The organism is Algoriphagus lutimaris (assembly GCF_017051705.1).
Classification (GTDB): Bacteria; Bacteroidota; Bacteroidia; order Cytophagales; family Cyclobacteriaceae; genus Algoriphagus; species Algoriphagus lutimaris.
Genome location: NZ_JAFIDJ010000003.1, coordinates 132333 through 144579 on the forward strand (window position 1 = coordinate 132333; position 12247 = coordinate 144579).

General features: G+C 37.4%; 10 protein-coding genes. All 10 read right to left on the bottom strand.

Going from position 1 to position 12247, the window contains the following annotated elements:
• Positions 1-705: an SDR family oxidoreductase gene (locus JYB62_RS17925; RefSeq protein WP_205646775.1), complete on the bottom strand. Its 705-nt coding sequence runs from the start codon at positions 703-705 to the stop codon at positions 1-3.
• A 63-nt stretch (positions 706-768) separates the two neighbouring features.
• Positions 769-4233, bottom strand: coding sequence for a hypothetical protein (locus tag JYB62_RS17930; RefSeq protein WP_205646776.1), 3465 nt, complete (start codon positions 4231-4233; stop codon positions 769-771).
• A gap of 46 nt (positions 4234-4279) precedes the next feature.
• Entirely contained in the window at positions 4280-7981 is a 3702-nt protein-coding gene (locus JYB62_RS17935) for an ATP-binding protein (protein ID WP_205646777.1), read from the bottom strand.
• Positions 7982-8037: 56 nt separating this feature from the next.
• On the bottom strand, positions 8038-8289 hold the full coding sequence (locus tag JYB62_RS17940; RefSeq protein ID WP_205646890.1) for a hypothetical protein: 252 nt from the start codon (positions 8287-8289) through the stop codon (positions 8038-8040).
• A gap of 32 nt (positions 8290-8321) precedes the next feature.
• On the bottom strand, positions 8322-8876 hold the full coding sequence (locus tag JYB62_RS17945) for a DUF420 domain-containing protein (RefSeq protein WP_205646778.1): 555 nt from the start codon (positions 8874-8876) through the stop codon (positions 8322-8324).
• A complete protein-coding gene (locus JYB62_RS17950; RefSeq protein WP_205646779.1) occupies positions 8863-9531 on the bottom strand; it encodes an SCO family protein in 669 nt (222 codons plus the stop codon). Before JYB62_RS17950 ends, JYB62_RS17945 begins: the two co-directional genes overlap by 14 nt.
• 72 nt (positions 9532-9603) lie before the next feature.
• On the bottom strand, positions 9604-9933 hold the full coding sequence (locus JYB62_RS17955; RefSeq protein WP_205646780.1) for a cytochrome C oxidase subunit IV family protein: 330 nt from the start codon (positions 9931-9933) through the stop codon (positions 9604-9606).
• A gap of 19 nt (positions 9934-9952) precedes the next feature.
• The gene (locus JYB62_RS17960) at positions 9953-10729 is read right to left on the bottom strand and encodes a cytochrome c oxidase subunit 3 (RefSeq protein WP_205646781.1); all 777 of its coding nucleotides are present in this window, start codon (positions 10727-10729) and stop codon (positions 9953-9955) included.
• Positions 10730-10756: 27 nt separating this feature from the next.
• Complete coding sequence (locus JYB62_RS17965) at positions 10757-11338, bottom strand: cytochrome c oxidase subunit 3 (RefSeq protein WP_074226468.1); 582 nt, start codon at positions 11336-11338, stop codon at positions 10757-10759.
• Between the two features lies 1 nt (position 11339).
• A complete protein-coding gene (gene cyoE / locus JYB62_RS17970; RefSeq protein ID WP_205646782.1) occupies positions 11340-12245 on the bottom strand; it encodes a heme o synthase in 906 nt (301 codons plus the stop codon).
• Between the last annotated feature and the right edge of the window lie 2 nt (positions 12246-12247).

The following is a 12247-nucleotide window of genomic DNA, read 5'->3' on the forward strand; positions in this document are numbered from 1 at the left end:
TTAAATATCTCCTAATTGGGGTCTGATCACTAGTTCTTCAACAACAGTTTGGGGTGAAAGGTTATAAGCAGACCAAACAGATTCTGCTACGTCCTCTGCTTTCATAAATCTTTCTTCTGGCAAGTCTACTCCTTCCCAACTAGCCGTGTAGGTAGCTCCAGGAAGTATGGAAGTCACTTTTATATGATCATTTTTCAATTCTTCTCTAAGGCATTTAGTCATTCCTAGCATGGCCCATTTAGAAATTGCGTAGCTACCTCCGTTGGCATAAGCTGTCAGTCCTGCAATGGAGCCCATACTAAAAATATGACCACTTTTTCTAGCAACCATACCATCTATTAACGCACGAGTTAAGTAATAGGCTGAGTACAAATTGGTATTCATCATCAGCTCAAAATTCCCTTCTGGTTCCCCTAGAATTGTTCCTTGAAGAAAAACACCCGTATTGTTCACTAACACATCAGGAACGCCAAAAGCTTTGACCTTTTCAGCAAAATCCAATACTTCTTCTTTTTTGGATAAATCAGCTTTTACTGCCAAAACATGGATTAAAGCATGATTTTCCTCTAAAGAAACCCTCAAAGCTGCTAGCTCTTCTTCATTTCTAGCACAGGTAATCACATCAAACCCCTCGTTTGCAAAACGCTCGATAATGGCTCTTCCTATTCCTTTGGTGCCCCCTGTGACCAAGATACTTTTACTCATTTATTTCGTGTTTTAATAGTTAGTATGACAACTATCTACCTTGCACAAAGTTACATTTTTTTATCAAAATAGAGCTGAAACTTGCATTCTTCCCACGTGAACCAGCCTATCAAGGCCTTGAGAATTTCTGCCTTCATATACTAAATTCAATTGCAGGCCTTCTCCTATTTTCTGCAACCAATTGAAAGTCCAAGTCATATTGGTCCCTGGAGTTAATGCCTGTAGCATTTCATACCCCACAGGCGAGTTAGACACTCCGTTATAGTCTATTTGAATCAACTTGAAATTTCCGGACAAGGTGGTTTTAATTGCTTTTGCAAAACGTAAGTCCAAACCTATTTGGTGTAATACAGCCTTTTCCTCAAACTCCATATTCTCCATATTCTCTTTATCTGTAAAAGAATAGGAAAGGGTACTTCGAAAAAACGGAGACGGCTGCCAAGCAAATTCCGGCCCGATAGTTTGTTGCTCAATGGTGTAATTTCTATTCTCTAGAAAATCAGAACCAGACTGCCTGTTTCCTGTACTAGCTTGGACCCTCAAAGAAGCACTTGGAGTAAAATTATATCTCGTATTCAGTTTCCAGTCCTTTTGTATTAAATCCTCAAATCCCCCAGAAAGTAATTGTTTCAACTGGGAATCAAAAAGAGAGAGATCAAATCCGTAATTGGCAGAGGCTCTATTAAAGAAAAAAGATGTTCTGATCACTTGTCTCAATGAGAGTATATCCTCTCTATCCAGATGTCCTATAAATGGATTAATCCGATCTCCAAAATCATCAGTGGTCACTTTCTTTTCTATGCTTATACTGGTGGTATTGGAAAATCTATGCAAAATGGATTTTAACCCACCTGCCTCTTTCCAAGATTGTGGAAAATTTGCTTGAACTCTATAATTCAAAATACTTGTATATGCTTGCACATAGGTATCAGTGGGCACAAAGATTTTTATGTACTGCTTTTCCTCAGGATTGATCGCTAAATAAAATTCATTCAATTGCTGAACACCATCTCCATTATCATCCCTCCAGGTATGCGTTCCATCTCCATTAGGTGCCGGAAGAAAAACAAATTCACGCTGAAGCTCCCTACCATTCCCAATTGCATAACTTACCTCATTTCGAATTACATTTTCACCAAGACTTCCCTCATAGAACATTCTTCCCATGACATTTAATTCAGAAGGCAATGCTCTTTGCAAATATTCCAATTCTCTATAGGTAAAAGTACTACTCAAACTATGCTTGGACCATTGCTTTTTAAAGGTGAAATTCGATGTAAATGCTTTGGTATCATTCTCTAACTTCCCTAAGTAAGGAGCCCGATCCTCTCTCCAAGCAGCATCCATCAAAAAAGAAGTGGAAAGTGAGTCGTTACTTTTTAAATAGATTAAATGTTGTTGAAAATTCATGGCTGTGCTAAGGATTGAATCCCGCCTAGTGTCTTTAAGAGTGTTTCTATCCACAGAAAATTGATATCCGGGAACCAGCAGTTTACTCTTGAATGAAATATCCCCTAAATATCTAATCCAGTCTGTGTTCAGACTATCTTTCCGACTATTCAGCTTAAAAAACTCCTGACGCAGATCGATTCTTTTTCCCAATTGCAAATTCCAGTTTGCTGTATGCTGGCTTCCATTCAGCACGTTCTTCCTATTTCTAAGGTAAATCCTATAATCAAATCGATTAGAAAGGTCTTTTATCAAAGAGACTTTGGTCCAAAAAAACTGTTCCTGAGCCGCGAACTGCAAGTCCTCTTGATTCAGGCCCCAATCTCTGTCAAATTCAATGTATCTGAATCGATCAATGAAGTTGAAATTGGTGGAATTATATTCCAGCTCTGCCTGACCTGAAAATTGATACCCATCTAGCCATTTCAGCTTCCTGTTTTCCGATTCCAACCCTATTTTCCAACCTAGCCCTTGATTATCTGCATCGTCCAGATCTGAAAACAAATTTTTATCTAAGGAAGACAGGGCCAATTCTGTGTACACTTTTTCGTGTGCTCCTAGTTTTAATCGTGTTCCTGCCGTCACCATTCTTTTGCTATCAGGAGCTGCCAATTGGGTTAAAATAGAATAATCCCCTTGTGGCTGCCCATTGACTCTAGAAATATATTCGTATACCGTACCATTCGCTAATTGGCTTTTCCGACGGTAATCCCCATTGCCCTGTCCTACTTGTGAAAATGAAAGTGCAAAATGAGCTAATTCTGGATCCGTGGAATATTCATAATAAATGAATGGTTCTCCCTGTCCATCAAAGTCCTGCACTCTTTGATATAGAATTCGATTCTGATCAAAAGCTACGCTATCAATTCTAGGAATTAATGCATTTTCTGTCCGATCTCCTACAGAGGCCAACAACCGCAGTTCTTCTTGGCTGAATTCTGTAAACAAGGGTCTATTCCTATTATCTTTTTCTTGATAATAATTCAAATAGATATCCACATTACCATTACTCTGTGTATGATTTGCTCCTAAGATTGAGCGACTATAGTTCCGTTCAGCATATTCAAAATCAACCCTTACTCTAGAATATTGAGTAATCAGTACATTGGGTGTAAAAGTGATTTCAGCCTGATTATAATCAATTACATAATCAGCATTAAACCCTCTTTGTAATTGCCTCCCATCTAAAAACACTCGTTCAGAATTTGCCATGATAATTACAAACCGCTCATTTTGGGGACCTTGAATTCGATATGGGCCCAAGACTCCTTCTAAAATCGGAAGCTGAATGGAAGCAAATTTTCCTTTAGCGATGGAAGCAAACCCTTGTGAACTTGCCTTCCAATTACCCTTCATTTTGTAATTTGAAGTAAACTGGAGGCCTTGAACATTTTTGTAATACCTCAAAAACTGTGACTCCCGTTGCTGAAGAACTACATCTCCTGCGGCCAAACTAAAATTATCATTATACAGCTCGATCAAAACGTTATCAAAATCCTGAATTTGCTGGGTATTCCCTTCAGGTTGAAAAGGAACATTTTGGTCTGTTATACTGGCTCTAATTTTCAAGTTATCCGAAATACTTCCTTCCAACTGTAAGTTCAAGGCTGAATTGACAAAGACATTTTGGGTATTCCCAAAAGAAATGCCTCGGGTCAGGCTCCCTGATTTATACAGATCTGTGCTTGGAAAAAGTTCTTCTCTAAAATCAAAAGTTGGAGACTCCAATAATCGAGTATCCCGAAAATGTGCCATAGAATCATAGTCAGCAAGTAAAGTCCTTCTGGCCACAGCTTGATCTAGGCGAATGGAGAATGTCTGATAACAAATGTTGACAGAATCCGGCAAGGATTCATCCTTGAAAATTACCTGAAGTTTATTGGTATTGAGATCGTATTGAAAGGCATAGGTTTTGCCATTTTTTCCTTTTACCCGAATACTTTCTTCTAAAATAGAAAGTGAGTCAAGTATGGCTGGCTGGACATAATCCGAACTTTTTACCCATAGACATTTTTCCTGAGCTTTTGCGGACGCAAAGAAGCTAATTAAAAGTACGCAGGAAATAATCCATTTATGCATGTTCAAATCAAAGCCCTTTTCCCTTCAAGGTAATAAAAAGGAAAATTTATTCGAGTAATGGAAAAGTAAGATAAAAAGTAGTCCCAACATTCATTTCTGTTTCAAACCAAATCTTTCCTCCTGCAGTTTCTACCCCACTCTTTGCTATTGCCAATCCAAGTCCTGAACCCTGGCTTTTGGTACTGAAATTAGGAATAAAGATTTTATCCCTTAATTCCGGAGGAATTCCATTTCCATTGTCAGTAATTTCAAGAAATACCGCCTGGTCACTCATCCAAAGCCAAATTCTAATTTCTGGCTTTTTACCTGCTTCCACAGCCTGAACTCCATTGATAATCAGGTTCGCAATGACTCTTCCAAATAATTTATCATCCCCAAGAATCGGAATATTATCGGTATAAGAATCATCCTTAAAAGTCAAATCCAATCGCTCATCATTTTTAAACAATTCGATCACCTGATTTAATACTTCCTTGAAATTCATCAGGTCATTCTTTGGAAGTGGCATTTTGGCAAAAGTGGAAAATGAGGAAGCGATTCCACTTAAAGCATCTACCTGATGGATCAAAGTCTCCAATGATTTTTTCAAACGCTCATGATCATCTAACTGACCTGCACTTTGCAATCTCAATAAATGCTGCAAAGTCAACTTCATGGGGGTAAGTGGATTTTTAATTTCATGGGCTACTTGCTTCGCCATTTCCCTCCAGGCAGATTCCTTTTCTGTAGATGCCAAGACTTTTTTACTGGATTCCAGCTTGAATAACATGTTGTTATATTCATTTACTAATAGCCCAATTTCATCCTTGGAACCCCAATACATGGGTTCATTATTTTCCAGATTGGTCGTTTTTAGTTTTTGGGTTAAAAGCTTAAATGGAAACGTCAGGTTCTTGGATACAAAATAAGAGACAATCAAGAAAAGGATAAATATCACTACGAATGCATTAAATATATTACTCAACACATCCGAAATCAGTGAATTCAATTCCGCTTCAGATTCAAAGAAAGGAACAGCCAAAATCCCTAAATTGCTTTGACTTGTTGTGGAAGGTATGGCCAAATAAACTGACTTATAAACTAGCTTCCCGATTTTTTCCTCTGCCAAAAAGCGAGACTGGTTCTTTTCCTCTATTTCTGAAATAGCGACTGGGTTTATCCAATTAGACAGTATCTTTTTATCGAAAATATTGGGTCTATTGGAAGCTTGTAATTTTCCTTCACCTGTATAAATATGTAAATCACTTGCAATGGTATTCGCTAAGTTATTCACCTCCTCATTCAAGACTTCTCGATCCACGTTTTCTGCACTTTGATTATTCAAAAAACTGGTCAAATTACCACGAATTAAATTCGCTTTCTGTATATACTGCCTATCCAAATCTTCTCGATAACTATTGGCCAATAAGCCAATGGTAATGATGCTGATAATTATGATGGGAAAAAAGAAGGCAAAATTCAGGTACAGCTGAAGCTTGGTAGAGTAATTAAATTCAAATTTCTTATAGCCTTTCAGAAAGGTATTGATCAAAATCGTAAGAAAAGTGAGAAATACGAAGGCTACAAAATACAAGGAGATGTTTCCGAAAAAATGAGATAAGGTCCTATTTGGAGATGAAATGATGATCAAATCCTCCCCATTTCGGATTCCAAAATGATGGTATTGCCCCACATGAATCCCCTGCTCAAATAGCTTATCTTCTCCAAATCTAGAGGTTAAAGCTTGGGATAAGTAATTAAAGCTCCCAGTGCTTCTAAGAAGCTCCTCCCCTCTAAATAATGCATAATCATACCTGATAGGATCTAATCTTTCAGAATATTTTTTATCCAAAAGCAGCTTCGGATAGACGCTAGTAGGCTGAACTCTCAATTGGTTCAATTCTAAAAATATCGTACCCAGGGAAGCATTGTCCTTTGCTAAAGGAATAAAGGCGATGAATTGATTTCCATTATTCCCATCACTTCCCCTTATGAAATAGAGATCTTTGACAGAGGTAGCAAAATCGCTATTAATGTATTTAAGCCTTAAATCATTGAGGCTTCCCAAATCTAACCCTCCTAATTGCTGTCCGGAGGAGGAATAAATCCCAACCTTCACTTCAAACTGATCGAAATAATTATCTAAATATATTTTCCTGATTTTAGTTTCGATTGGATCCTTGGAAAGCAAAGGATCTCCCATTCTATTTTGAATAAATAAATCTGATTTTATTCTGGTAAATATTTCGCTGAGGAAAAACTCAGTCATGACGTCATTTTCAATCAGGTTTTGGTTGGCAAATCTGATTTTTGACTGGATCAATTGATTCCGTTCTGTTTGAAACGTACTGATCCCACAAATTCCAGCAGTTATTAAACATGCAAAGAAGAAGGTTAAGAAAGTATCAAAGCCGAGCTTAAAAACATTCCTAAATAATTCAAACCTAATGACTAAGGCAATCAGCACTAAATGAATTAACCAAACCACCCCTCCCCAAACGCTAAAAATCAATAAAACACCTGCAACTGGCACGCCCAAAATGAATAACCCTTTGTATAGCTCAGATTTCTTTTTGGCAACTTCCAAAATAAGACTGATAAAGGTCAAGGAAATCAACACATAAATCGCACCCCAAAGAAAAAGGATTAAAAAGCTGAGTCCCTTAAACCAATCAAAAGATGGTATAGAACTTATATCCAAAGCCCATTGAGAATTGGAAATGATATCTCTTGGCAATACCCAGACCATCCACAAGGCAATGGAGCTAATGGTCAAAATAATTACTCCAAATACTCTTATTTCTGACACTTCTTTCAGAGACTGAACCTTATACCTCATTTCTTGAGAGGCCAAATGGTAAATGATCATACCAAATACGATTACAGCACAAATGGTATTAAGCAACAAATCACCAAGACTTGGGTTCAACCAAGAGGAGGCATAATTAGCCGGATCAAAAAGAGAGATATTTATATAACTCCCTGGGAAATCCAACAGTAACATAATTAACCTAAAAGCGATCAATACAGTAATAGCATATCCGATGGCCCGCCACCGATGCTTTTTGTTCCATTTATTTCTTACAAAATCAGAACTCAGAAGGAAATAGAGTAAAAATACTGAAGTAAAAAAAATGAGAATAGCAGGGTTTGCTAATCGATCCGCAGGTTGATACCCAAATAAGAAATCGATCCCAAAAATAGGGATTCCACCTGGGTTTTTGACTTGATATCTACCTTCCTCGGAATTGGTAAAAAGGGTAAATCTATTATTGCCAAAAATTTCAGGATTGGCTCCTGTTACCAGATAATCATTTTCAATATTACCGGGATAAATAAGTCTCAATGCCTGCACCATCAAAACAGGGGCTCCATTTCTACTTAATTGTCGGATTTTAATCAAGATTGATCCAAAAGGGTCTTCGATCAACTGATATTCTTTATTCTGGTCTATCTGCTCAAAATCAAAAGAAAAGGTAAAGTCCGACCAATAGATTAAATCCCGCTTGGAATCCAATAAGAAGTAAGGATGGATATTGCCAGACAATTCCATATTTTCAAATGAAATGGAATCAGTAGATCTGACATTCATTAGAATTTGAATAAAATCCTCATCGAATTCACGATCAACTTTTTGGATTTTCTCTTGTAGAGTTTCCAAAAAACGTTCCTCATTGCTTTTTTGAAAAAAAAAGAAATTCAGAATTAAGACGGCAAGTAGAGAGAATACGCTGACCAAAATGACCAAACGTCGGGATTCATAGCTCATTTATGCTAAAAATATAAAAAGCAAAGCCTGTATCAAACTTTGCTCTCAGTTAGGCATTAATGAAATGATAATTTTGCCTTTTTCTTTTTGGCAGCTCTATACCAAAAAAATCCAATGATCATTGCCATTAAATAAGGCATCACAAATAAGTATAGAATCCCCGCATTCAAACCGGCACCAATACTCGTCTCCCCATTTGCTACATTATTTTCTACAGAAGCCCTACACATGGCACACTGCGCAAATGTATTAGCCTGTGTCAACAGAAAGAAAGTAAGTAGGAAGAATATCTTTAATAATCGATTCATCATACCAATTTACGATTTTAAACCTATTCGGTTTAGTGTAAATAATAGGGACTAATCATAAAGTAAACAATCACTCCTGTAATCGTCACATATAACCAGATTGGATAGGCAAATTTAACCAGTTTTCTGTGTTTTTCACGCTGATCTGTCAATCCATAATAATAAGCAAACAATATTGGAAACAAGGCGATTGCTGCAAAAGCAATATGAGTTAACAACAAAGTATAATATACTGGTCGGATCCAGCCTTGCCCTCCAAAGCTAGTGCTTTCTGCCGCACCATGGTAAATCACATATGAAACCAAGAATATTGCCCCCAGAATAAAGGCTACGCTCATAGATGCTTTATGATAAGCAATATTCTTTTGTTTAATAAAGAACAATCCACAAATCAATGCAATGGATGCTGCGGAGTTAATTACAGCATTTAAATGAGGGAGAAAATAAACCCATTCACTTCCTACATCTACTTTTGCAGGCATGAATAATAATACCGCTACAGCAAATGGAATTACAATAGAAATTGCAATAATCCAGGTTTTAACCTTTTTCTCATTCTGTAATAATGTCGGCCTACTTGTTTCCATGTAATAAGATCTTTGTTTCAAGCATTAACAAATCAACATCCTCTCTTGAGGTTCCACTATAATAACCTCTAATTCTACCCTGTGCATCTACTAGAGTAAACTTATCACTGTGAATAAAGTTATCAGGAATTCCATTCCCATCAATTGTAGGAATAATAAATCCACACCGTGCCAATTTATATGTTTCCAGTTTGTCTCCAGTTAGGAAATCCCATTTCCCGGCTTGGGCATGATGATCATCTGCATACTTCTTTAAGATTTCCGGAGTATCGAATTCAGGATCTATACTAATTGAAAAAATCTGAACATTAGGTTCATCGCGAAACATATCATAAACCCGCTCCATCTCTTGTGACATCACCGGACAAATACTTGGACAAGAAGTAAAGAAAAAATCAACAATGGTAATTTTCCCTTCCATTTGGGATTTCCCCACTGGCTGTCCCTCTTGATTTGTAAAGGTGAAATCCGGAATATAATGTTGAGTGGTATCTCCTTGAACACACTCGCTAAATGGGCTGTCTGTACCCTTTTGATAGAGTATTGGGATTTCATAGGTATTTGTCCCAAAACCCTTAAGAAACATGAATATCAAAATAGGTATCAATAGGATGCACACCAATACCATCCCCTGCAAAATCCTTATTCCTCTCATAGTATAGTATTTACAAAAAAGAAGGTTGAAGTGTTTCTCTTCAACCTGTACTTTTTTTATATTTTTTTATGATTACCAGCGCATCATGAAAATCTCAGAACCTTCTTTAGCAAGTGCGATAAGCAACCAAATCAAAAATACCAATGGAACCATAATAGAGTAAAACAATGGTTTCACTTCGTCTCCTAGGTGCATAAACTCAAGCATGATATATCTGGCTTTCCAAATTGTCAAAACGATAAATAGAAAGTACAATAGCAAACCTCTAGGCATTGTAAAGGCCATGATAAATTCAGCTACTGTGATCGCTAAAAGGATAGCAGCAGTTTTCCAGATTTTTTTAATCTTCTCGTCGTTACGTGGTTGAACTTCCAGCGTAGATTTATTTTGTTGAATTTCCATATCTCGAAAATTTTAATGCTTAGATAAGATAGAATAAGGTAAATACGAATACCCACACCAAGTCTACAAAGTGCCAGTAAAGACCAATTTTCTCAACCATTTCGTAATGACCTCTTTGATCATAAATTCCTACAGCAGCCTGATAGAAGCATAAGAATAAAAGAAATACACCGATTGTTACGTGGAAGCCATGGAATCCAGTAATGAAGAAGAACAATTGGGCAAATGAGCCTGGACCATATTCATTCACTGATAAATTAGCTCCATGTACTACTTCTGTAACCAATTGGTTCATAGAATTAATGAAGGTCATTGTGCTACCAGCCTCAGTACCATGAATGAAGTGATTCCACTCCCATGCCTGACAACCAAGGAAAGTCGCGCCACCTAGAATGGTCCAAAGTAACCATTTCACTACATCGTTTCTATCATTTCTGTGCCCAGCTTCTACTGCCAATACCATGGTTACAGAAGATGAAATCAAAATGAATGTCATAATCCCAACGAATACCAAAGGGGCATGAACACCATGTACAAATGGAATGGCATCAAACACCAATTCAGGAACTGGCCAATATTCATTGGATCCAACGAATTCCCCAGCAGGACCAGCATAAGCAGGATAACTCACCCTTATAGACAGGTAAGTAATCAGGAACGCAGCAAAAGTGAAAATGTCGGAGAGTAGGAAAAACCACATCATAAGTTTTCCATAGCTGGCTTTAAGAGGTTCGTTACCACCTCCCCAAACGCCTCTTTTTGAGCTTACTCCAATAGCAGTAGAATGCGCAGACATAAATTATCGGTTTGTACTATAGTTATTTTAATGATTCAAAAGCAAAAACATAAACAGGTAAAGCCAAAGCCCACCTAGAAAATGCCAATATGTTGTAGCCATTTCCATTCTGACCATGGCCTTAGAATGAATTTGGTATCTAAAACTCGAAATTAATACAATAATCAGAAATATCACACCGCTGATCAAGTGAAGGGCATGAAGTCCTGTAAATACATAAAGAAAGGATCCAGAAGGATTACCTACAAAGAAAACTTCTTCATCAACCAATGCTACCCAAGAATACCATTGCCCAACAAGGAAGGCAATCCCAAGGATTACTGCACCGGCCAATCCTATTTTCAAACCTAGCATATTATCCTTCTTGGCAGAATAATATCCATACTGAAGAAAAACACTGCTTAGTATTACTATTCCAGAAGTTAGCCAAAATATCTGAGGTAAGTCATATTCAAGCCAATTCCCTTCTGATTGTCTAACAATATAAGCGGATGTCATAGCCGCAAAGATCATTACCACAGTAACCATGAACAGCCAAAGAGCAAACTTTTTGGCATGCATGGAAATAGGCTGCTCTACTAAATCAATATACTTCAACTCATGTTCCATCCTACGGTAATTTATCCAGTAAATAAGCAATTTGAACGATCGGCAAATACAAGAATGAGCCAAACATAATTTTTAAAGCGGACTTTCTTGAACAATCCTTCATCAAGGAAAATGTTTGTGCCAAAAACAACACTCCACAAACGGTGGCTACAATTCCAGAATTCAATCCAGTTAGACCAAAATAACTTGGCAATAAACCTAAAGGCAATAAAAACAGAGTATAGATCATAATTTGAATAGCTGTATTCAAATCTTGTCCACCACCACTAGGCAATAATTTAAAACCTGCTTTTTTATAATCCTCGTCACTCACCCAAGCGATAGCCCAGAAATGCGGGAACTGCCAGATAAATTGAATTCCAAATATGATTAATGCTTCATACGAAATGGCTCCTGTAGCAGCAGTCCAACCTAACAAAGGCGGCATTGCGCCTGGTATTGCGCCTACAAAAACAGCGATAGGACCCACTCTTTTCAAAGGTGTATAAACAAATACATATAACACCATGCTTAGCACTCCCAACCAAGTCGTCAGAGGATTAGTATACATCCAAAGCAAAGCAAGACCGATAAAGGCAATACTAAAGGTAAACCAGTAAGCCTCAGTAAGAGAAATAATCTGTAAAGGAAGAGGACGGTTTTTGGTACGCTTCATCAATTTATCCAAATCCCGCTCCATGATTTCATTGGCGGCACCAGAAGCACCACTAATTAGAAAGCCTCCTAATGCCAATCCAAGAAAATTGGACCAACCAAAGGAACTTCCAGAATCACCTAAGATGAAACCAAATACAGCAGAAAATGTAACTAGAGCCGACAATCTGAATTTCAGCAATTCATAATAAGCCTTTGCTCTAGTGATAACCAAGTGGTAAATACTCTGGTCAGTTAATCCAACTGTCCTCATTA

Excerpts from the sequence above, each read along its gene's own strand:
- JYB62_RS17925 (WP_205646775.1), bottom strand. The coding sequence starts at position 705 with ATGAGTAAAAGTATCTTGGTCACAGGGGGCACCAAAGGAATAGGAAGA.
- JYB62_RS17930 (WP_205646776.1), bottom strand. The coding sequence starts at position 4,233 with ATGCATAAATGGATTATTTCCTGCGTACTTTTAATTAGCTTCTTTGCG.
- JYB62_RS17935 (WP_205646777.1), bottom strand. The coding sequence starts at position 7,981 with ATGAGCTATGAATCCCGACGTTTGGTCATTTTGGTCAGCGTATTCTCT.
- JYB62_RS17940 (WP_205646890.1), bottom strand. The coding sequence starts at position 8,289 with ATGAATCGATTATTAAAGATATTCTTCCTACTTACTTTCTTTCTGTTG.
- JYB62_RS17945 (WP_205646778.1), bottom strand. The coding sequence starts at position 8,876 with ATGGAAACAAGTAGGCCGACATTATTACAGAATGAGAAAAAGGTTAAA.
- JYB62_RS17950 (WP_205646779.1), bottom strand. The coding sequence starts at position 9,531 with ATGAGAGGAATAAGGATTTTGCAGGGGATGGTATTGGTGTGCATCCTA.
- JYB62_RS17955 (WP_205646780.1), bottom strand. The coding sequence starts at position 9,933 with ATGGAAATTCAACAAAATAAATCTACGCTGGAAGTTCAACCACGTAAC.
- JYB62_RS17960 (WP_205646781.1), bottom strand. The coding sequence starts at position 10,729 with ATGTCTGCGCATTCTACTGCTATTGGAGTAAGCTCAAAAAGAGGCGTT.
- JYB62_RS17965 (WP_074226468.1), bottom strand. The coding sequence starts at position 11,338 with ATGGAACATGAGTTGAAGTATATTGATTTAGTAGAGCAGCCTATTTCC.
- cyoE (WP_205646782.1), bottom strand. The coding sequence starts at position 12,245 with ATGAGGACAGTTGGATTAACTGACCAGAGTATTTACCACTTGGTTATC.